The organism is Candidatus Binatia bacterium (assembly GCA_023150935.1).
Taxonomy (GTDB): Bacteria; Desulfobacterota; Binatia; order HRBIN30; family HRBIN30; genus JAKLJW01.
The window spans coordinates 119,318-139,480 of the sequence record JAKLJW010000003.1 but is presented as its reverse complement, the minus strand read 5'-3'; the positions used below and the strand labels follow the sequence as shown (position 1 = coordinate 139,480).

Annotated in this window: 11 protein-coding genes and 1 tRNA gene; 7 read left to right on the top strand and 5 right to left on the bottom strand. The window is 66.3% G+C overall.

The features are described 5' to 3' along the window. The first annotated feature begins 24 nt into the window (after positions 1-24). Together L6Q96_03805 and L6Q96_03800 are read left to right on the top strand one after the other, a co-directional pair. A complete protein-coding gene (locus L6Q96_03805; protein MCK6553698.1) occupies positions 25-1,020 on the top strand; it encodes a GDP-mannose 4,6-dehydratase in 996 nt (331 codons plus the stop codon). Between the two features lie 335 nt (positions 1,021-1,355). Further along, a complete protein-coding gene (locus tag L6Q96_03800) occupies positions 1,356-3,308 on the top strand; it encodes a hypothetical protein (GenBank protein MCK6553697.1) in 1,953 nt (650 codons plus the stop codon). Between the two features lie 56 nt (positions 3,309-3,364). On the opposite strand, the gene L6Q96_03795 is transcribed toward L6Q96_03800, so the two are convergent. Further along, complete coding sequence (locus tag L6Q96_03795; GenBank protein MCK6553696.1) at positions 3,365-5,560, bottom strand: penicillin acylase family protein; 2,196 nt, start codon at positions 5,558-5,560, stop codon at positions 3,365-3,367. 290 nt (positions 5,561-5,850) lie between these two features. Then, a complete protein-coding gene (locus L6Q96_03790) occupies positions 5,851-8,019 on the bottom strand; it encodes an acetyl-CoA hydrolase (protein MCK6553695.1) in 2,169 nt (722 codons plus the stop codon). 303 nt (positions 8,020-8,322) lie between these two features. Between L6Q96_03790 and L6Q96_03785 the strand changes: the two genes are divergently transcribed. Then, positions 8,323-8,395: transfer RNA gene (locus L6Q96_03785), tRNA-Lys, on the top strand. 480 nt (positions 8,396-8,875) lie between these two features. Here the strand turns inward: L6Q96_03785 and L6Q96_03780 are convergent. Continuing rightward, positions 8,876-11,497: a DEAD/DEAH box helicase gene (locus tag L6Q96_03780; protein ID MCK6553694.1), complete on the bottom strand. Its 2,622-nt coding sequence runs from the start codon at positions 11,495-11,497 to the stop codon at positions 8,876-8,878. 591 nt (positions 11,498-12,088) lie between these two features. On the opposite strand from L6Q96_03780, the gene L6Q96_03775 reads away from it, so the two are divergent. The 4 genes from L6Q96_03775 (at position 12,089) to L6Q96_03760 (ending at position 18,879) form a co-directional block, all read left to right on the top strand. Beyond that, positions 12,089-12,331: a DUF2442 domain-containing protein gene (locus tag L6Q96_03775; GenBank protein MCK6553693.1), complete on the top strand. Its 243-nt coding sequence runs from the start codon at positions 12,089-12,091 to the stop codon at positions 12,329-12,331. 227 nt (positions 12,332-12,558) lie between these two features. After that, the gene (locus L6Q96_03770; protein MCK6553692.1) at positions 12,559-15,852 is read left to right on the top strand and encodes a cohesin domain-containing protein; all 3,294 of its coding nucleotides are present in this window, start codon (positions 12,559-12,561) and stop codon (positions 15,850-15,852) included. A gap of 93 nt (positions 15,853-15,945) precedes the next feature. Continuing rightward, positions 15,946-17,469, top strand: a complete 1,524-nt coding sequence (locus L6Q96_03765) for a cohesin domain-containing protein (protein MCK6553691.1) — start codon at positions 15,946-15,948, stop codon at positions 17,467-17,469. A gap of 153 nt (positions 17,470-17,622) precedes the next feature. Continuing rightward, positions 17,623-18,879 carry an aminotransferase class III-fold pyridoxal phosphate-dependent enzyme gene (locus L6Q96_03760; GenBank protein MCK6553690.1) on the top strand — a complete coding sequence of 419 codons (1,257 nt, stop codon included), beginning with the start codon at positions 17,623-17,625 and terminating at the stop codon, positions 18,877-18,879. 41 nt (positions 18,880-18,920) lie between these two features. Here L6Q96_03760 and L6Q96_03755 read toward each other — a convergent pair whose 3' ends face one another. Further along, positions 18,921-19,799 carry an alpha/beta hydrolase gene (locus L6Q96_03755; protein ID MCK6553689.1) on the bottom strand — a complete coding sequence of 293 codons (879 nt, stop codon included), beginning with the start codon at positions 19,797-19,799 and terminating at the stop codon, positions 18,921-18,923. Beyond that, positions 19,799-20,122: a thioredoxin gene (gene trxA, locus L6Q96_03750; protein ID MCK6553688.1), complete on the bottom strand. Its 324-nt coding sequence runs from the start codon at positions 20,120-20,122 to the stop codon at positions 19,799-19,801. The genes L6Q96_03755 and trxA overlap by 1 nt, the downstream gene beginning before the upstream one ends. Between the last annotated feature and the right edge of the window lie 41 nt (positions 20,123-20,163).

Below are 20,163 nucleotides of genomic sequence, written 5' to 3'. Positions count from 1 at the left end.
CCGCTCGGCAGGGAGGATTATCCGATGACTCGGCGTGCACTAATCACCGGCATTAGCGGCCAGGACGGCAGTTACCTGGCCGAGCTTCTGCTGTCGAAAGGGTACGAGGTGTACGGTCTGGTGCGGCCCGTGGCGATCGAGGACTCGACGGCTCGTTTCGCGCGCCTCGCGCATATCAGGGAGCGGCTGACGCTGCACTCGGCGACGGTCGAAAACTACGCCAGCATTCTGCAGGTATTCGGCCGCGCGCAGTTCGACGAGTGCTACCACCTGGCGGCGCAGAGCTTCGTGGGCGACAGCTTCGACGACGCCTTTTCTACCCTCAACACGAACATCAACGGCACCCTGCACGTCCTTTCCGCGCTGCGGGCGGTGCAGCCGCAATGCCGCTTTTACTTCGCGGGCTCCAGCGAGATGTTCGGGAAGGTGCGCGAGACCCCGCAGCGGGAAACGACGCCGTTCCATCCGCGCAGCCCGTACGGGATCAGCAAGTGCGCTGGGTTCGAGCTGACACGCAACTTCCGTGAAGCGTACGGGACCTTTGCGTGCAGTGGGATTCTCTTCAACCACGAGGGGCCGCGGCGGGGCTCGCAGTTCGTCACGCGCAAGATCAGCATGGGGGTGGCGCGCATCAAACTCGGGCTGGCGCAGGACCTCCGCCTGGGAAACCTCGAGGCGCGGCGCGATTGGGGGCATGCGGCCGACTACGTGCGGGCGATGCACCTGATGCTGCAGCAGCCGGAGGCCGACGACTACGTGGTGGCCATGGGAACCAACCACAGCGTCGGCGAGTTCTGCGAGGCCGCGTTCGCCGAGGTCGGACTCGATTGGCGCCGGCACGTTGCGGTCGACGAGCGACACTTCCGGCCCGCCGAAGTGGATACGCTCGTCGGCGACGCCGGCAAGGCGCGCCGGGTTCTCGGCTGGGAACCGTCGTACACGTTTGCCGCCCTGGTTGCGGAGATGGTGCGGGCGGATATCGAGCGTCTGCGGGGCGGGGGCGAGGGCTTGAGGGAGTGAGGGCGTGTGGTCTTGAGGTCTTGGGGGGATTCTTGCGGGGGTGCGGCTGGTCTGCTGGTTCCCGCCGGCGGGCTTGCCCCGATAAACGCGGTGCCGGTCCGTTAAGCGCTGTCGTGTCCAGCGGGACCCTCGCGCTCCCACTGGGGCCGGGGTAAACGCAAAATCCGGTTTCGGCGTTGTCCGGGTTGGTGTAGAACCATGCCGCCCGTTCGGGGGCAGGTCATGGCACGCCCCACACCGCACCGCCGTTCCGGTCCATCGAGCGCCCCGCGCCGGTCCGTGTCGCGACGGTGCAGGTCTGCCTTCCGCTTCCGGTCTGTGGCCTCCGGTCGATCATGCTGAAGTACGCTCTTGTTAGCCTCGTCGGGCTTCTCGTGGCGTTTCTCCTGACGCCGCGGGTGGCAGCACTGGCGCGCTGGCTGGAAGCCGTGGACCGGCCCGGCGGCCGCCGGCAACACGCCGGCGCGATTCCCCGTCTCGGGGGGTTGGCGGTGATCCCGGCGGTGTTGATCGCGCTTGCGGTCGGTGTGGCGGCCGATCGTTACCTGCAGGCACTATTCGCGGCGCACGGTGCCTGGGGGTGGTTCCTGTTGGCGGCGGCGGTGGTGGCTCTCTGCGGGGTCGTCGACGATCTTCGGGGGCTCGGGCCGTTTGCGAAACTCGCCCTGCAAGTCGTCGCGGGTGTGCTGGTGCTGGCGGGGGGCTACGGGATCTGGGTGGTTAGCAACCCGTTCGGTGGCGAGCCCATCGCGCTCGGTTGGCTCGGCGTGCCGGTGACCCTGCTGTGGGTGATCGGCATCACCAACGCGTTCAATCTCATCGATGGCCTCGACGGGCTGGCGGCCGGGGTCGGTCTGATCGCCTGCGCGACGATCTTTGCAATTTCGCTGACGGCGGACCGGGTGGAGGCGGCCGTGGTTGCGGTCGCGCTGGCGGGGGCGCTGGCCGGGTTCCTGTACCACAACTTCCATCCGGCGACGGTTTTCCTTGGCGACTCCGGCGCCCTGTTCATCGGCTTCGTGCTCGCGGTGCTGTCCATACAGGGTGCCCACAAGGGGGCGACGGCGGTGATCGTGGCGGCGCCTATCCTGGCGCTTGGTTTGCCGATCGCCGACACCCTGCTGGCCATGGTTCGCCGCGTGCTGGGAGCCCTGAGTGTCGTCCGCGTCGATCCGAATCGGAACGAGTACCGGTTCCTGGTCGTGGGTTCGGCGTCCGTCGTGCGGGCGGACCGCGACCATATCCATCATCGGCTTCTGAAGATGGGCCTGACGTACCATCGCGCCGTGGTCGTTCTTTATGGGGTCTGCGTGGCGCTGGGTGCGTTGGCCTTTCTCGCGGTAACGCTGCGCGGCGCGCAGCTTGCCGTGCTGGTTGGTCTCACTGCCCTGGCGATGTTCTTCGGCCTCCGCCGGCTCGGGTATCGGGAGGTCGACGTGTTGCGCCGCGGTACGTTGCTGCCCCTGTTCGACTCGCGGGTGTTCAACCGTCGCAGCTTTCACGCCACCGTCGACGCGGGTTTCCTTGCGCTCGCCTACGGCGCCGCCGTGCTGGCGGCAAGCGGCGGACTGGAGCTGCCGGGCGTGCGCCAGTATCTGTTGTGGACCGTCTTGCCGGTGGTCGCCATCAAGGTCGGGCTATTCATGTTCAAGGGCATCTACTACCGGACCTACAGATACACCAACGCCGGTGACGTTCTGGCGGTCGTCAAGGCGCTGGTCTTGGCGGAGGGTATTGCCGCGGCTGCGGTGGTGTTGGTCTATGGCTTACCGCCGCGTCCGGTCGTAACGCTTCTGCTGGACTTCTACTTCGGGGCAACCCTGGTCTTGGGTGGCCGGCTTTCTTTCCGGCTCTTGGAGGCTCTGAAGGCGGCGCCGATCACCGACGCGCGGCCCGTGTTGGTCTATGGGGCCAACGCCGGTGGAGCGGCCCTGTTGCGCGAGACGACGCAGAATCCGCACCTCGGTTTCCGGGTCGTGGGTTTTCTGGACGACCCGCCGGCGACATGGCGGTCGCAGGTGAATGGCGTACCGGTACTTGGCGGACTGCAGCATCTGCCGGAGCTGGTCCGGCGACACGGTGTGGAGGAAGTAATTCTCGCCCACCACGCGCCGCAGCCCGAGCAGGTCGACGCGGTGGCCTCGGCCTGCATGGACCTCGGTCTCACGCTGCGCCGGTTCCGATTCAGTTTCGAGGAAGTCGGTGGCGACGCTGCGACCGCGGCCACGGATTCGGCGGCGGCACTGCTACGAACGAACACGGCGATGGGGCAGGGGCGCGCCGGGTAAGTCCAACTTACTCCCACCCCTATCGCTCCGGCCCATCGACCGACTCTCCCCCCCCCTCACTCCTCTCCACTCGCTCCTCTCCGCTTCTCTCTCGTCACCACTTTGTACCGTCCGGCCAGCCAGTCGGCGACGCCCGTGGTGTACCACGGTGACGCCGGCTGCTCGCAGGCGCCACCGGCAAGACACGAGTGGTAGTCGTCGTTGGCCATGTCGGCGACGAAACGGATCGCGGGAGAGAAGGTGCCGATGCGTCCGCCCGGGGCCTTGAAGATCGCTCCCTGGGAAATGGTGCCGCGCGCGCCGATGATCTCGATCGGTCCGTAATCGAAGTCGGCGGTGACGTTGCCGTAGACGATATTCTTCATCGTTACCATCCGGGTGCTGCCGTAATGGACCGGGTCGGCGAGCAGGGCGCGTCCGATCGCTTCGCCGAACACCGCCTCGCGGGTCCTGCCGCCGAACCAGAGCGACGTCTCGCGATGCAGCACGTTGTCGAATTGACCGTAGTACATGTTGAAGATCTCGCTGTTGTCGAGCAGATAGGCGATGACCTCGCGGCCCACGCCGCCATCGCCGAAGACGGTCAGGAGGATCTCGCGGTAGACGCGTTCGAACAGGTCGGCGGCCAGCGAATCCGATGCGTAATGCAGGTCCCAGTGGCGCAGGAGTCGGCCGTTGGGTGTGTCGGGGAGTAGCGTGCGGAGGAGGGGCATGAAGCGTTCGGCGTGTTTGCCGTACACCTCGTACTGCATGCGTTGCGTGCTCTCGGCGGAATGATCGGTGCGGGCCGCCAGCCGTTCGGCGACTCGGGCGGCACGGTCGTCGCTCATCGGCATGCTCTGTATGTGTACGTCGGTGAGGTGATTGAGGTCCTGATTGGAAGTGCCGAAGTAGCCCGACTCGGGGTTGAGGAGGCGAGGGTGCTTCGCCGGGTCGTGGAGACCGCGCCAATCGCATTGGGGGTCCCACCCCGGCAGCGGCAGGAAGCCGCGCCAGCCGGCCGGCCTGATTGGGCAACGGCCGCTCATCCGATAACCGATGTTGCCGGCGCTGTCGGCCAGACCCCAGTTGAAGGCCAGCGCGTCGACGTGCGCGAAGTGCTCCATGGCTTCGGACACGGTCCGACTACGGTACGCGCGCGTGAAGCGCCCGAGGGTCTGCGCCCCGGCGTCGCGCATCGACATGGCGAGGCAGAGGTAGTAGCCCCCGGCGGCAGGTTCGCCATCGAGGACGCCGTGTTCGTTCTCGTAGAAGCGTACGATTCGGGGTGCTGCGCCTTTGACGGCGATGGTTTCCTGGCGGACGGCGAACGGCACCCAGCGGTCTTCGCGCCGGTAGGCGCCGTCGCGCACCTCCTCGACGAAGTAGTCCATGGCGTCCATGCCGGCGTAAGTGGCGCTCCACGCCAGCGTGTTGGTGCGGCCGAGGGCGGGCATGGGTGTGCCCGGGATGTAGACGCCCATGCAGTAGAAGTCGCCGACGCGCAGTAAGATCTCCTGCCAGATCGCGGGCAGCCGTGCCGTGTCGAGTTCCGGGCTGCCGGCGAGCAGGGGCTTGCCGGTGACGGTGCGCGTGCCCGAGAGCATCCAGTGGCTGCTGGTGCGCAGGCGGGGGACGGCGGCCCACGGGACAGTGGCGGGGACGTAGGGGTGCGGGAGCTTTACCTGCCTGAGGACGTCGAGGTACGCCGCCGAGGGCTCCTCGGTCATGTAAGGAAAGATCTCCTTCAACATGGCGACGGAGACCCCCGCCTGGATCATCTGCACGATCAGTTTCTTGATCCAGCCCTGGGTCTCGTCCATGTCGATCAGCGCGACCACCTTGGCGACGGCCAGACAGTCGGCGGGAGTCCACGGTTCCGGCCGATAGTCGATGAGCGCGAACTCCGCGGGCGGGCGATCGCGGAACTGGTCGTTGACGCCCTGGCAGAAGGCCAGCGCCTCGGCGTAGGTTTCCGGATCGACGGCGGCGACCGCCTGCTGGGCGAAGTGCCACAGGTTGTAACGGCGCATGCCGGTGTCCATGGCCAGCAGGGCCTCGCCGGCGGGCAGGTGTTCCGCCAGGCGGCCTTTCACGGCGAGTCGGGTGAGTTCCATTTGCATGCCGCGGTCGTGGGCCTGGACGCGGCCGATGCCGTAAAGGCCGTTGCGGAAGTCGCCCGCGGTGACGACGGGAAGTCCGTGTTCTATCCGATGCAAGCGAAGGTCGCCGCCGTCGCACCGGATACGCAGTTCGTGTTCGCCAAGTTCCATGCGCGTTCTGGCCTCGTAAGTGCTCGGTTGGGTTGCGATCGGATTCGGTCGAGACGACGCCGGTTACACCGGCCGTAGTACTCCGGTTCATTAATTCGGCAGCGTATTCCGTTCGCCCCGAGTAGCACCATCTTTCCGGCGGCGTATCGAGGGGCGGGGCCGCAAAGCCGCCCGCCAGGCTGCCCCTCGATACGCCCCTGAGAAAACGGGGCTACTCGGGGCGAACGGAAAGCGTCGTACGGAATACGTCGCCGTAATTGTGCCCATCACTACTTAGCCGCGCGTGCCGGCTACAGCGGCCGCAGGTGTCCGCGCTCTTCGAGCTCCAGGAGCAGCAGGTGTTGCAGGATAACTTCCTTGGCGGTCTGGGGGTGTTCCAGGGCGATACGTTGCAGGTAGCGGCCGGCTTCCTCTTCGTGCACCTCGTGGGTGAACGAGCGGATGAGCTGGCGAATGAGCGTGCGGGGTTCGTCCATCATCGCCTTGACGTTCTTCAGGGTCGCGCCGAGGACGATCTCGTCGGCGGTGAAATCGGTGCCGAACGGAAAGGGCGGGAAGTGTCCCGCTTTGCGCCAGCGCTGGATCTCGCCCTGGACCCGTTCGGGAAGGTTGTTGCGATAGCGTTCGGGGACGCGGTAGTCGGGGTCGATCTTGCCGGCGTTGCGGGCGGCGTCGAGCAGGTCGTCCTGAAAGCGCGAGTCGGCGATGTTCAGGAGCGCTTGAACGATCTCCTCGTCGCTGCGGGCGCGGAGGTCGGCGACTCCGTATTCGGTCACCACGATATCGCGCAGGTGCCGGGGCACGGTGCAGTGGCCGTAGCTGGGGACGATATTCGAGGCGGCGTGCCGGCCGGTGCCGCGGACCGCGCGCAGGCAGATGATCGAGCGGGCGTCGGGCAGCTCGTGCGCCTGCGCGACGAAGTTGTACTGGCCGCCGACCCCGCTGATCACCTGACCGTCTTCGAGTCCGTCGGAGACGACCGCGCCGCTGAGAGTCACCATCATGGCGGTATTGACGAACCGTGCGGCGGTGCGCTGCAGGGCCTGGAGGTCGGGCTGGTCGATGCGGTTGATGCGGCGCACGCTGTCCATGGCAATGCGTTCCGCCTCGGCACGCGGCATGTCCCGCAGCGCCTGATAGAAGTCGGCGGGGCCGAGAAAGAAGCCCCCGTGCATGACGACGCCGTGGGCGAGAGCATCGCCAAGGGCCCACTCGCAGACCGTCTCGTAGGCTTCGGGATCGTCGAGGTCGGCCCGAATTCTCGTGCCATTGACGATCAGGTGCCCGTCGTCGAAGCCGACTTCGGGGCGGAGGATGCCCCAGTAGCGGAGGAAGTCGACGTCGGCGCGGGTCAGTTGCGGAGAGATGACGCGTTCCGCCGCGAGTGTGGCGAGCGTGCGGTTATCGACCGTGGTTGCTATCCGTCCCTCGTTCAACAGGCGCTGCAGGCGCGGCTCGTCGAACACGGCCCGGGTCAGGATGCCGGCGCGCAACAGTTGTACGAAGCCGTTCACGAACATCTCGCTGCAGCCGTAAAGGCCCTTTTCGAACGGCGCGAGGCCGCCGACGCGGTCGACGAGAGCGGGGTCGGCGCCGAGCCCGGCGGCAACCTCGCGGTAAGCGGCGTTGTGTCGGTGGCGCAGCAGGCAGCCGTAGACGAGCGCGTCGCCCAACGCGCCGATGCCGATCTGCAAAGTGCCGCCGTCCTTGACGAGCGTGCTGGCGTGGAAGCCGATGGCGTAGTCGGTCGTGCCGACCGAGAGGTTCGGCGTGGCGAAGAGCGTGGTGTTGTAGGCCGGGTTGCGGACGATGAAGTCGAAGTACCGCGGCTCGACCATGGCACGGTTGTACATGAAGGGGAGGTCGCGGTGGACCTGCGCGATCGTGACGAAGGTGCGTCCCTGGCGCCGCAGTTCCTCGAGCATCGGTACGAGGTCGAGGGTTACGTCGGTATTGCCGGAGAGGCTCAGCATGCGGCGGCCGTCGACGTCCTGTTCCGCCACGAGTTGCACCAGGACGTTGACGCCGCGTTCGAGGAGGTCACGGGCGACGAAGGTGTAGTTGGTGGAGACGTAATGGCGCTGGGCGGCGGCGACGCGGGTCATCGAGCCGGCGCGGAAGTAGAATTCGTGGACGCGGACGTTGGGCGGCAGCGAATCGGAGCGCACGGCCTGGAGGTATTCGAGATCGCAGTAGTCGCCGAAATGGCGGCTGAGGTAGGGTTCGAGAAGCCTCGCCTCGATGTCGCTTTCGGGCGTCGGTTTTTCCAGCGACAGGGCGGTAAAGATCGTCAGGTGCAGGGACGGGTCGGCACAGGCGCGCCGGTAGAATGCGTTCATGAGCTGGTTGGGTTTGCCGAGCCCGAGCGGCGCACCGAGGACGATGCGGTTGCCCACGGTAGCGATCGCCCACTCGACGCATTCTTCGACTGTTGCAAGTTCCCGGGGAAGGTCTGACATGGCTGCCGTCTCCGTCTATCGTAATGCGGGGTCCCGCTGCGCGGCCGGCGCGCCCGGCGGGGCTACCGAACCGTCCATTACCACGACCCCGGCCCGCGTCGACACCCCCCGGGGGTCCTGAGGTCCTGAGGTCCTGAGGTCTTGAGGTCTTGAGGTCTTGAGGTCCTGAGGTCTTGAGGTCCTGAGGTCTTGAGGTCCTGAGCTTTCCCATTCGGGACCCCACGACCCCCACGACCCTACTAGCCCTCCTCGCCCGTTGACCAGGGCGCCGCCACTGGCGATAAGAGAGGCGTCCGCCCGCGCGAGCCGTTAGCTCAGGAGGTAGAGCATCTGCCTTTTAAGCAGAGGGTCGTTGGTTCGAATCCAACACGGCTCAGTGCTCGCCGCGCCTGTGGGGCGCGGCTCGCGGGTACGGGGTACGGGGTGCAGGGTTCCGGGTTGCAGACGCACCCCGCACCCTGCACCCTGAACCCTGTTCTTGCAGGGTGGCACCTCTGCAACTTGCTGTAAAGTTTCGGTTTTACCCCCGAGGACGACCCGATTTCCGGGCTATGGTGCCGATTCCGACGGCGAAACTGGGTGGGGGCGACTCACGCCCCAGCGAAGGGAGCGGACGGGCTGGGTCAGGCCGCTTCGATCACCAGCTTCGGCGCACGGATGCGGGAGCGGGCCGGGAGCAGCGTGCCGATGTGAACGAGCACAACGGGTTTTCCTGGTTCCCGCTGCGCGCGCGCCCTACGTGTTCTGGGATCCGCCTCGATGCAGTGCAGGTGCATGGCCGGGTCGACGCGATGCGTTCGGAGATGCGCCGTTTACTGACCCAAAGTCCTCGGCGGATCTCGCGCTGGACGGGGGATCACTGGGGGTTCTGCATGCGGAGCAGTCGCGCCAGACCCTCGAAGACGCTGGCCAGAGTGCCGGCCGCCTCGGGCGGCGCTTCGATCGCCATGCCGCCGTCGGCGGTCGTGCGGACCTTCAAGCTGGCGAACAACTGCCCGACGTCGACGGGGGTACCGCTGGCGACGCCTTCCATGCCGTGACGCTTCGCGGGCGCGGGCGCTGCCGCGGCAGCCGGCAGGTCGGCGCTCTCGTCGGCTGCCGCCATAATCGCCTCGAGTTCGCGGGCGAGCGGTGTCTCCTCTGGCTGGAGATCCGCATCTTCCGGTTCGGGAACGGCGACCGGCTCGACGATGCGTTCCAGTTGCGTCAGGAACGACCCGGAGCGGTCGAAGCAAACCTCGTCGGTGGAGCCGTCGAACAGGCTCGAAAACAGCGCCTTCTTGTCCGCCACGAGGGTGGCGATGCGGGCCTCGATGCTGTTCTGGGTGACGAGGTTGTAGACGTCGATGGGGCGCTTCTGACCGAGGCGGTAAATGCGGCCGATGCGCTGCTCCAGGACGGCCGGGTTCCAGGGCAGGTCGATGTTGATGCAGCAGCTCGCGGCCTTTTGCAGGTTCAGGCCAACCCCACCCGCATCGCTGGCGAAGAGCACACTCACCGACGGATCGTCGTGCAGGTCGACGAGGTTCTGCGTGCGGCGAGCGGGCCCCTCGCGACCGGTGAAGAACACGGCGCGCTGCCCGGCGCGGGCCAGCAGATCGCGGGTCGCCCAACAGGCGAGATCGAGCATGCGGCGCCACTGACTGAATACGACCGCCTTGCGGCGCTGCCCGAGCACAATGTGGTCGAGCAGCTCGTGTAGCTCGAGCAGCTTGGGGCTGGAGAGACTGTCGATTAGGGCGGGCTCGGGCGCGCGATCGGCGAGCGCGGGCCAGAGTTCGCCGAAGCGGAACTGGGCAAGCCCGTTGGCGATGATGCGCTGCGTGGTGAGCAGTTGCATCAGCTTGAGAAACTCGGCTTGCATGAGCGGGCGGCGCCGCGCGCGCTGGAGGAGCGACGCGATCGGCCTGATCAGTGCGTCGTGCTCCTCGGCCTGCGCCGCGGTCAGGTCGACGGGAACGATCGTGTCGGTGCGCGGCGGGAGCTGGTCGAGCACCTCCTGCCGGGTGCGGCGGAGCATGGTGGGGGCGAGACGGGTGCGCAGGGTATCGAGGTTGCGAGCCCCGCCGATTGCCCGCTCGCCGTCCACCGGTGTCGTGTGCCACGGCACGAGTCGCCACTTGGGTTCGAGGGCGTAGCTGTCGACCCAGTCGTAGATCGACGCCAACTCGTCGATGCGGTTCTCCATCGGCGTTCCCGTCAGGACGAGGCGGTATCGCGGTGCCAGGCGCTTGACGTAGGCCGCGCTCTTGGTCGCCCAGTTCTTGATCCGCTGGGCCTCGTCCAGGACGACCACCTCCGGTGCCCAGGCGCTCACGGCGTCGAAGTCGCGCAACAGCAATTCGTAGTTGATCAGGAGGTAGCCGCTTCTGGTGCGGCGATAGGCAGCGAGTCGCTCGCCGGGCGAACCGTCGACGGCGGCGATCGGCACGTTGGTGAACGCCGCCCATTCGCGCAGCCACTGCGGCTTCAGGCTGGCAGGGACTACGAGCAGCCCGCGCCGGATGCGTTCGCCCTCCCACAGCACGTGGCAGGCGGCGATCGCTTGCGCGGTCTTGCCGAGTCCCATGTCGTCGGCCAGCAACAGGCGTCCCTCGCGGAGAAACCGCTGCACGCCTTCGAGCTGGTAAGGGTAGGGCTTCTGCCGCATGGTGGCGATGGCGCGCGCGATCTCCCGCGGAGCGAGGGCATGGACCGTCAGGTGATGCAGGCGCTCGCGTTCGGCCCTGAGCAACGCGGGGACCGCCGGCTCCGTGGCGACGATCGGCGATGCGGAGTGTCGACCTGCGCCGACCAGGCGCAGGAGCGCCTCGATCGTCCGCAGTCGGGCCCCGGCGTCGTCTGCATGGGCCTCGCGAAGTCGGCGGATCGGGCCGGAGCCGGCGGCGAACAGGCGGTCGACGGTGGCCAACCGGCGTGCGCCCTCGGTGGAGGTACCGAAGTGCAGGGCGATCCGTTCGAGCCAATCGCCCGGTCCACGCAACGGCCGGATTGGATCCCAGAGCATCGTCGGGCGGACCGGGAGGCCATCGGTCGACTGCATCGCCTGCGCCCGGCGCAGCGCCCGCGGCCGCCCGTAGACGTCGTCGAGGGCGGCCATGGCGTGCTTGCACAGACCGAGCGAGTTGCGCAGGAAATCGGCGCAGTCGCAACTGGTGCCGAGCGGCTGAACCCCGGCGATCAGGGTGCGGTACGGCCGTGTGGACGACCCGTCGCGGCCGGTTCGATAGATGCCGAGCGGCTGGTCTTCCGGCGGGCGCATCGCGACGTGCAGGCGATCGCGCTTGCCGAACGCGCAGCGCCGCAACACCGCCCGCATGGCTTCGGCGCGCACGGGCCAGTTCGATCCGGCCGTTACCGCCAGCACGTGGTCGACCAGTACGTGCTCCGGAACTGCGCCGGTCTTGCCGCGTGCCATGTCGAGGAGCTCGTTGCGGGCCTCGGCCTCCGTCCTTTCTCTAGCGTTCTTTTCGTCCATCGATCCTCCCCGCGTTGCCGTCCGCGAAGGCCCGCTCATAATTTGCCTGTCCCGACGCCGCAAGCCCGTAGGGGGGGATAGGGGACGATGGTACTCCCGGTGCGGTACGCGATGGGGGATCCAGAAACGACGGTACTACGGCCACGAATCGGCAGCGAAACGTACCAAAGGTACCATCGTCCCCACGGTCCGCGGGCCTCTGTGGTGAGAAACGCAGGCTGAGGCGTCAATAAGAGATCCCTGATTCAGGTGTTCCAGTGGCTTTGCGCGGAGGCGCGCCGACCGGGAGTTGCGAGAAGTCAGCGCGTGGCCCGGCACCTCCACGGGTACGACCTCCTCCAACCTCGTCGCCCGATGTGATAAGAGGGGTTCCAGTGCCCACGGTATTCACAAAGGAGGGCTTTCGCTTTCACTTCTACAGCAACGAGCGCAACGAGCCACCGCACATTCACATAACCGGCAAAGGTGGTGAAATGAAAGTTTGGCTGCCGTCCCTCGCCGTCGAGTCTTCCTTTGGACTGTCACCGCCGGAACAGCGGCGGGCAATGCAAATCGTCAAAGCGAACGTCCCTCTGCTTATGGGGTGCTGGAATGAGTTTAGCCGCACGAAGAGCTAGGAATTACCCGGCAATCGTCGATGTCCGCGTTAGTCCGGACCAGCTCACGGCGAAGCTGAGCGACGGCCGCGAAGTGTCGGTGCCGCTGGCATGGTTCTCCCGCTTGCTGGATGCGACGCCCGAGCAATTGGGAAATTTTGAGATTTCGCCGGGGGGATACGGCATTCACTGGCCGGAAATTGACGAAGATATTAGCGTGAAGGCTTTCCTCGATTGAAGGCCTGCGAGCGGCCCTGTGCCCTGGACGCCACTGGCGGCGGAGGTCAGGGAGACGTGGCCGGGCTTCGGGAACCGCGGTGGAGTGCGTTCGGTGCCGAGGTGGCACGCGCGCGCTGCGCGCGGTTGACTTAGCGAGGCGTATTGGTGCAGTGTCGTTCGACCTGCCGATAGTTGCGAAGAGGATCGGCGCGAGGTCGGTCGAGACGGTAGAGGGGGGGTACGGTCATGACGAACAAGTCGAGTGTCGGACTGCTGGTAGCGCTGGCTGCGGTACTCTGGGTGTATCCGAGAACTGCGCGGGGGAACGAGGATGACGGATCGGGCCAGCAGCGAGAGAGCCTGAGCCGGTCTCAACTGATCGAGATCCTGAAGAACGCCGGGCCTGCGCCGAATCCTCCGGCGACCCGGCAGTATGCGCCACTCGACTCTGCGTCCAGCCTCCAGCGTTCGATGGTGGGCCGCGATCTGACTTCAGGCGACACCATCGAGGTACCAGAAAGCGAGGTGTCGTCTCCGGGCCCGACAGGACTTGTAGTTCCGTCCCAGCCGGGAATGCTCCCGATCGATCTGCAGAGTGGAGAGGCAAACTTGCCCCCTCGGAGCTCGACCGACGATGCGGCTTCGGATGATCGCGGCCGCGGTCCGGCGAGTCCCCAGAACCCGTGTTCCCCGCCGTCGTCGCTGTACGACTCGCTCGCCTTTCCGTTCAACACGGTGGTCAAGCTCCTCATGCGCTTCAACTCCGGGGGCACCGACTACTACTACGTGTGCAGCGCCTCGGTGGTCGGATCGTTCCAGTTACTTACGGCCGGACATTGCATTTACAACTGGGACCCGAACCGCGACGGCAACGTATCCGACGCGGCGTGGGCCAGCGAGGTGTGGGCATGGGCCGCGCAGACCGACCAGGTGGATCCCTTCGGGGATCCGGATCACCCTTACGGCGAGGCGAAGGCGGTCTTATTGCGAAGCTACTCCGGCTGGACGGTATTCCAGAACTTCGACCACGATTGGGGCGTCATCACCATCGATCGGCGCGACGGCGACCACACCGGGTGGATGGGCCGCGAGACGGACGTGTACGCGAGCGCGCTTAACTTCAGTGGCTATCCGGTAGAGACCCCGTACGTCCCCAGCAACTCGTTGGTTCAATATACCGCTCTGGCGCCGGTGCTCGGCTATAGCGGGGGTCGCATTGGGCTCGACGCGGGGGTCTACGGCGGACACAGCGGAGGCCCGTCGTGGAGGTACGACGGGATCAACCGGTACATCCAGGGTATTCATTCGACCTCGGATCGGGCCTGTAATGCCGAGGATACCCTGCTGACCGGCGGCAAGTCATCCGACATCGACGCCTACATCTCCGACGATGAAGCCAACCGGCCCCCGGTGGCCCGGCCCGATCTCACCGAATACCTCTTCGACCCCGACGCAAAGGATCTGCTCGCAAATGCCGTCGCGGCCGGGGGCTCTTTCACGCTGGAGTACAACCTCGCTAACGTGGGCTTCGCGGCGTCGGGCGCAGTGACGGTAGACTTCTACCTGTCGACCGACTTGACCATCAGTGGGTCCGACCGGTGGATCGGATCGGTCGCGCTGGCCGACATGGCAGCATACACGTACATTGTGTCCACCACCGCCCTGACCGTGCCCGCGAATCAACCGCATGGCACCTACTTCGTGGGTTGGATCGTGAACGGCTCGGTAGCCGAGTACACTGTTTCGAACAACGCCGTCGTAATTGCCGATGAGACCCTCATGGTCACCTCGTCGCCAACCGCAACCCCGACTGCGACATCGTTAGCAACGCGGACGCCGACGCCAACAGCAACGTATACGTACACGCCAACCATCACGTTCACAGCGACGCCGACGTCGATGCCGCCCGGCGGGACGCCGACGATGACCCGTACGCGGACCCCGACGAATACGCCGACCGGTGGAACACCGACATCGACGCGGACGTCGACGTCGACGGGAACACCGACGCGGACGTTCACTCCCGCGGTGACGTTCACGTTCACCTCGACGTCCACCCCGACCGGCGCGACCCGGACTCCCACACGTACGTTCACGCCGACGTTCACGCCTACCGGGGCGCCGCCCTTGCCGACCATGACGCCGACCTCGACGCCCCAGGTCGGTGTCGTGCTAGCCGTTATGCCGGCGAACACGACCGTGGCCGTGGGACAGACGTTTGACCTGACTCTGGAGGTGCGCGCCGGTACGTCGACGGTGGACGGTGCCGCCGCGTTCTTGAACTTCGATCCCGCCGTGCTTCAGGTCGTGAGCGTAACGGCGGGCGGCGCATTGCCGGTACCGATCATGAACCAGTTCGACAACACCACGGGCAGTCTGGACTATTCCGCCGGAACCTTCTCGGGGTTTCCCTCCGGGACGTTCACTCTGGCAACGGTACGCTTCAGTGCCGTGGGGGTGGGCTCGGCTGCGCTGGTGATGTTCAACTCCACGCCCCCGCGGCGGAGTGACGTCACGTTTGGCGGAGTGTCGTTACTGGGGATCCTGCTGCACGGCACGGTCACGGTAGTCGACACGGCGACGCTCGCCGCTACGGTGCAGTTGCAGGGACGGCCGTCCCCGCCAGACCCGCGATGGGCCGTGCCTCTGACGGTGACCCTGACGTCCCAGGGCGGAAGCGGGGTGGATACGGGATGCGCGACGACGACGGATCAAAACGGGGCGTTCGTCTGCGGGGGCATTGTGCCAGGGACGTACCTGGCTTGCGCGAAGCACAGCCACACGCTGCGGACCTGCCAGACGGTATCGCTGGTCGCAGGAACGAACACCGTGAGCTTCGGTACGCTGCCGGAAGGTGACGCCAACGACGACAACTGCGTCACGTTGGTGGACTTCTCGGTGCTGGTGACGACGTTTGGCAAGTGCAACGGGGACGTCGGCTACGACTCTCGGGCCGACTTCAACGGTGACGGGTGCGTGACGCTGATCGACTTTTCGCTGCTGGTGACCAACTTCAGCCAGTGCGGGCAGACGCCCACGGGAGTTACGGGCGATGGAGCCGTGAGGCCGAGCGCCAGGGCCACCTCGGGAGAAACGGTACGCGTGCGTCTGACCTCCCCGGCCAAGGTGCGGGCCGGACAGGTGTTCGAGGTGCGGGCGGTGGTGGAGCCGGACGGGCGGCCGGTCGACGGGGCAGCTGTGTACCTCGACTTCGATCCACGAGTGTTGGAGGTCGTCGGAGTCACTCCCGGAAAGACGCTTGGTGTGGAGTTGCAGCGAGGGATTGCCCCCGGGGCGGTCGATTACGCTGCCGCCACGTTCGGAGACTTTCCCCGTCGAGCGTTTACGCTGGCGACGGTGACCTTCAGGGCTCGCCGCGTGGCGCGGGCTACAGCGCTGACGCTGAGCGAGGCGACTCCTCGCGCCAGTGACGTGACTTCTGGCGGGCGCTCGGTGCGGGCTCGGAACGGCGGTCGTACCGCCCTTCGAATCGAGGCCGTACCGGGTCTGACTGCATCGTCGCAACGAAGAGGGGCTTGAAAAGACTCGGAAACCGGCGGGATGGTGTTTGCCAGGGCGCAAATGGATCCAGGTCGCTCCGACCCGAATGGGTCAGATTGCAAGGGCGTAAACATGAGCCGCGCCACGCTCGTGCTGGTGGGACTGCTGACGGCCGTGTTGCTGGCATGGAACGGTGGGACCGCCGGGGCGCAAGCCGGAGTTTTATTAACGGTGATGCCGGCAACCACCGACACCGCCGTAGGGCAGGCGTTCAGCGTCACGGTGGAAGTGCAGGCCGGGGCGCAGCAGGTGGACGGGGCGTCGGCGTTTTTGAGTTTCGACCCCGGGGTGCTGCAAGTGGTGAACGTCACCGGGGGCAGTGTCTTGCCGGTTCCTATCCTCAATCAGTTCAGCAACGCGGCAGGAACGGTGGACTACTCGGCCGGTACGTTTTCCGCCTTTCCAACGGGAACCTTCGCGCTGGCAACGATCACGTTCTCGGCGGTGGCGTCGGCCACGGCCTCTTCGCTGAGTTTCGGCACAGTCATGCCGCGGCAGAGTGAGGTGACCTTCGGGGGAACGTCGGTGCTCGATGGTGCGCAAGGCGGAACGGTCAACGTCGCCGCGGGGACGACGGCGACACCCACGCCGACTGCGGTGCCGACACCGACACCCACCGGGCTGCAGATCGCCGGACGCATTCGGTACTACCTCGGCACCGATAGACCCGTACCCGGCGTGGATGTCGATCTGACCGGTGGATTGGCGAACGTCGTGCAAACCGGCGCGACGGGGCAATACGGGTTCGCGGGTCTTTGGACCGGCGATTGGGCCATCGAGCCAGGCAAACAGGGGGACTTTGCCGGCGCGATTAGCGCCTTCGATGCGGCGCTTGTGCTTCAACACCTGGTTGGGCTGCGGACCTTGAGTGCGACTCAGCAACTCGCGTGTGACGTTACCGGTAATGGCGGCCTTAGCGCCCTCGACGCGAGCCGCATCCTCCAGTTCGTCGTCGGCATGCTCCCGCGGATGCCGGTGGCAACCCAGTGCGGCTCCGACTGGGTGTTTGTTCCCACTCCCGCCGCGGTTCCCGGCCAGATCGTAACTCCGCCGCAGATCTCGACCGGGACCTGTCAGGGTGGGCGCGTGGCTTATCAGCCTTTGACGGCGAACGCGGCGGGCCAGGATATCCTCGGGCTGCTCTTCGGGGACTGCAGCGGGAACTGGAATCCCCCGGCTGCGGCTGCCATGGCGGCGTCAGGGGCGGACGCGGGGGGCGAGGGGTGGCGGGTGGGCCGTCCGCGCCATGGGCGCTTTGGGAAGCTTGCCGTTCCTCTGTGGATCGATGCCGCGCAGCCGTTCAACGCGCTCGCAATAGACCTGCGATACGACCCGACCCAGCTCCGGGCGTTGCGGGTATATCCGGGTTCGTCGGTTCGCGGTGCGCTGATGCACGCCAACGAAACCGCGCCCGGTGTCCTGAAGGTTGCGGTGGCGAGCGCCACGGCGGTGTACGGTGGCGAGAGACCGCACTTCGTCGTGAGGTTCGTCGCCGCGGAAAGAGATCTACCCCCGAACCCGTTGCGGGTCGAACGACTGGTCATAGACGACCGTCGGGTGGAGAGGGTCGCGGTGTACGGTCACGGCGGTCCGTAAGACGCCGCGTTGCGAGTCCAGTGCACGGCGGCAATCGTCTGGCCCGAAACGGGGAGAGCGGTTGCCGAAACCGGTTGCCGCGACCGTCGGCCGGGTTGGCGTCTCGGACCCGGCCGTGTAAAGACCGCCGGCGACACGAAGGGAGAGCAGGCCATGTACCAGTTCGCCGGAAGTCAGGCATTGTTCGAACGCGCGGCGCGGGTGGTTCCGAACGGCATCCACGGCCATCAATCCCCGACGGTCCTGGTGCCGGGGCGATACCCGTACTTCTTCGAACGCGGCGCCGGGTCGCGCGTCTGGGACGTCGATGGCAACGAGTACATCGATTACATGTGCTCGTACGGGCCGATCGTCCTCGGTCACGGCCATCCGGCGGTCGAGCAGGCCGTCGAAACCCAACGGCACGCCGGCAACTGCTTCAACGGGCCCGCCGAGATATTCGTCGAGCTGGCGGAGCACCTCGTCGGCATTACGCCGTTCGCCGACTGGGCCCTGTTCGCCAAGAACGGCTCCGATGTGGTGACGTGGTCCCTGCTCGTCGCCCGCGAGCACACCGGCCGGCCCAAGATCGTCATGGCCGAGGGCGCATACCACGGCACGCACGCATGGTGTACGCCGTTCCCGGCCGGTACCACCCCGGCAGACCGGGCCGAGATCCTCACCTTCCGCTATAACGACATCGCGGACTTGCAGCGCGTCGTTGCCGCGAACCGCGAGGCCATAGCCGGGATCATTGTCACCCCGTTCCGCCACGAGGCGTTCCACGATCAAGAGATGCCGGTCGCCGGTTTTCACCAGGCCGTGCGGGCGCTGTGCGACGCGCACGGCATCGTCTTCATTCTCGACGATGTCCGCGCGGGGTTCCGCCTGCACCTGGGCGGTTCACTCGAGGCGTTCGGGGTGCAGCCGGACATCGCCGGCTATTGCAAGGCAATCGCCAACGGCTACCCGCTGTCCGCCTGCGTCGGTCGCGCCGCCCTGCGGCGGGCGGCCGAACGTGTCTTTCTAACCGGTTCGTTCTTCAATAGCGCGGTGCCGATGGCGGCCGGCCTGGCTACCCTGAAGGAGATCGCCGCATCCGGCGCCATCGAGCACATGCGCCACGTCGGCACCCGGTTGTGCCGGGGGCTCGATGACCAGGCCCGGGCGCATCGCCTGCGAATCAACGTTACCGGTCCACCCGCGATTCCATTCATGAGTTTCGCCGATGACCCCGATTTCGCCTTGAACCGCGCCTTCTGCGCCGCCTGCGCGGGGCGCGGCGTTTACTTTCACCCGCACCACAACTGGTTCCTCTCCGCCGCGCACACGGAAGAAGACATCGCGCGCACGCTAGAAGTGACCGACGCGGCGTTTCGGGAAGTGAGGGACGCAGGCGAGGGGGGCCAGGTCGCAGGACCCGGCCGTTAGCCGGCAGCTAACGGCCAGCCGCTAGCACCCGGCAACGCGTCTCATTCGGCGCCAAGAAACTCCCGTACCAGCCGCAGGAATTCGTCGAGCTGGTCGTGATGTACCCAGTGGCCGGCCTTCTCGATGTTGACGGCGCGGGCGTTCTGGAATGCCCCGGCCCGACCGTCTTCGTTCGGATCCGACGCCCACGACTCGGTGCCGCGCACGAGCAGTACCGGACAGGCGATCTGACTCCAGATCGCCTGCGCCTCGCGGATGTTGAACAGGTACGGCGAGGCGGCACGGACGTAGTTGTCGAACTTCCACAGGTAGGTGCCGTCTTCGTCGCGGTAGGAGCCATGGACGGTGAGGTGCCGCGCCTGTTCCTCGGTGAGACGCGGATTGGCTTCGCGCATGCGTGCCACCGCCTCTTCGAGCGTCGCGTAACGCCGCGGGTGCCGCCGGGCCAGCGACTGCATCTCGACGATCCATTCGGCCATGCGAACGTGCGGCGGCCGGTCCTTGATGAATCCCGGCGGCGGACCGAGGCCTTCGATGGCCACGACCTTCTTGACGCGCTCGGGGTACACTCCCGTGTACTGAAGCGCGATCGCACCGCCCAGGGAGTGACCGACGATGGTAATCGGGAACAACTTGACGGCGTCGAGGAGCTGCGCGACGTCGAGGGCGTAGTCGATCATCGCGTACGCGCCGCCGATCGCCCACTGCGAATCACCGTGGCCGCGCAGGTCGGGCGCGATGACGTGATACCGGTCGCGCAAGGCCGTTGCCACCCAGTCCCAGTTGCGGGCGTGGTCGCGCCCGCCGTGGATGAGCAGCAGCGGCGGTTTGTGGGCGTTGCCCCAGTCGAGGTAGTGCAGCTTCAAGCGCTGCGAGTAAAAGTAGTGCGACGTGGGGCCGACAATGTGCGTCGTCGGCACTAAATCACCTGGTTGACGGCCTGGACCAGCTCTGCCTTCGGCCGTAACCCGACGATCTGGGTCTGGACCGTACCGCCCTTGAATAAGATCAGATTCGGGATGCCGCGGACGCCGTATTGCGTCGGGGTCTGGGGATTGTCGTCGACGTTTAGCTTGACCACTTTGAGCTTGCCTTCGAACTCCGTCGCCAACTCCTCCACGATGGGACCGATCGCCCGGCAGGGGGCGCACCATTCCGCCCAGAAATCGATCAGAACGGGGATCGGCGAGTCGAGCACTTCTTGCTTGAAGTTGGCGTCGGTGACGGCTTGGACTTTGCTCACGACGGTCCTCCTTTGTTGGGAGAGCAAACGATACTGGTGGG

Coding starts and splice junctions, on each gene's coding strand:
- L6Q96_03805 (MCK6553698.1), top strand. CDS start 25: ATGACTCGGCGTGCACTAATCACCGGCATTAGCGGCCAGGACGGCAGT.
- L6Q96_03800 (MCK6553697.1), top strand. CDS start 1,356: ATGCTGAAGTACGCTCTTGTTAGCCTCGTCGGGCTTCTCGTGGCGTTT.
- L6Q96_03795 (MCK6553696.1), bottom strand. CDS start 5,560: ATGGAACTTGGCGAACACGAACTGCGTATCCGGTGCGACGGCGGCGAC.
- L6Q96_03790 (MCK6553695.1), bottom strand. CDS start 8,019: ATGTCAGACCTTCCCCGGGAACTTGCAACAGTCGAAGAATGCGTCGAG.
- L6Q96_03780 (MCK6553694.1), bottom strand. CDS start 11,497: ATGGACGAAAAGAACGCTAGAGAAAGGACGGAGGCCGAGGCCCGCAAC.
- L6Q96_03775 (MCK6553693.1), top strand. CDS start 12,089: ATGAGTTTAGCCGCACGAAGAGCTAGGAATTACCCGGCAATCGTCGAT.
- L6Q96_03770 (MCK6553692.1), top strand. CDS start 12,559: ATGACGAACAAGTCGAGTGTCGGACTGCTGGTAGCGCTGGCTGCGGTA.
- L6Q96_03765 (MCK6553691.1), top strand. CDS start 15,946: ATGAGCCGCGCCACGCTCGTGCTGGTGGGACTGCTGACGGCCGTGTTG.
- L6Q96_03760 (MCK6553690.1), top strand. CDS start 17,623: ATGTACCAGTTCGCCGGAAGTCAGGCATTGTTCGAACGCGCGGCGCGG.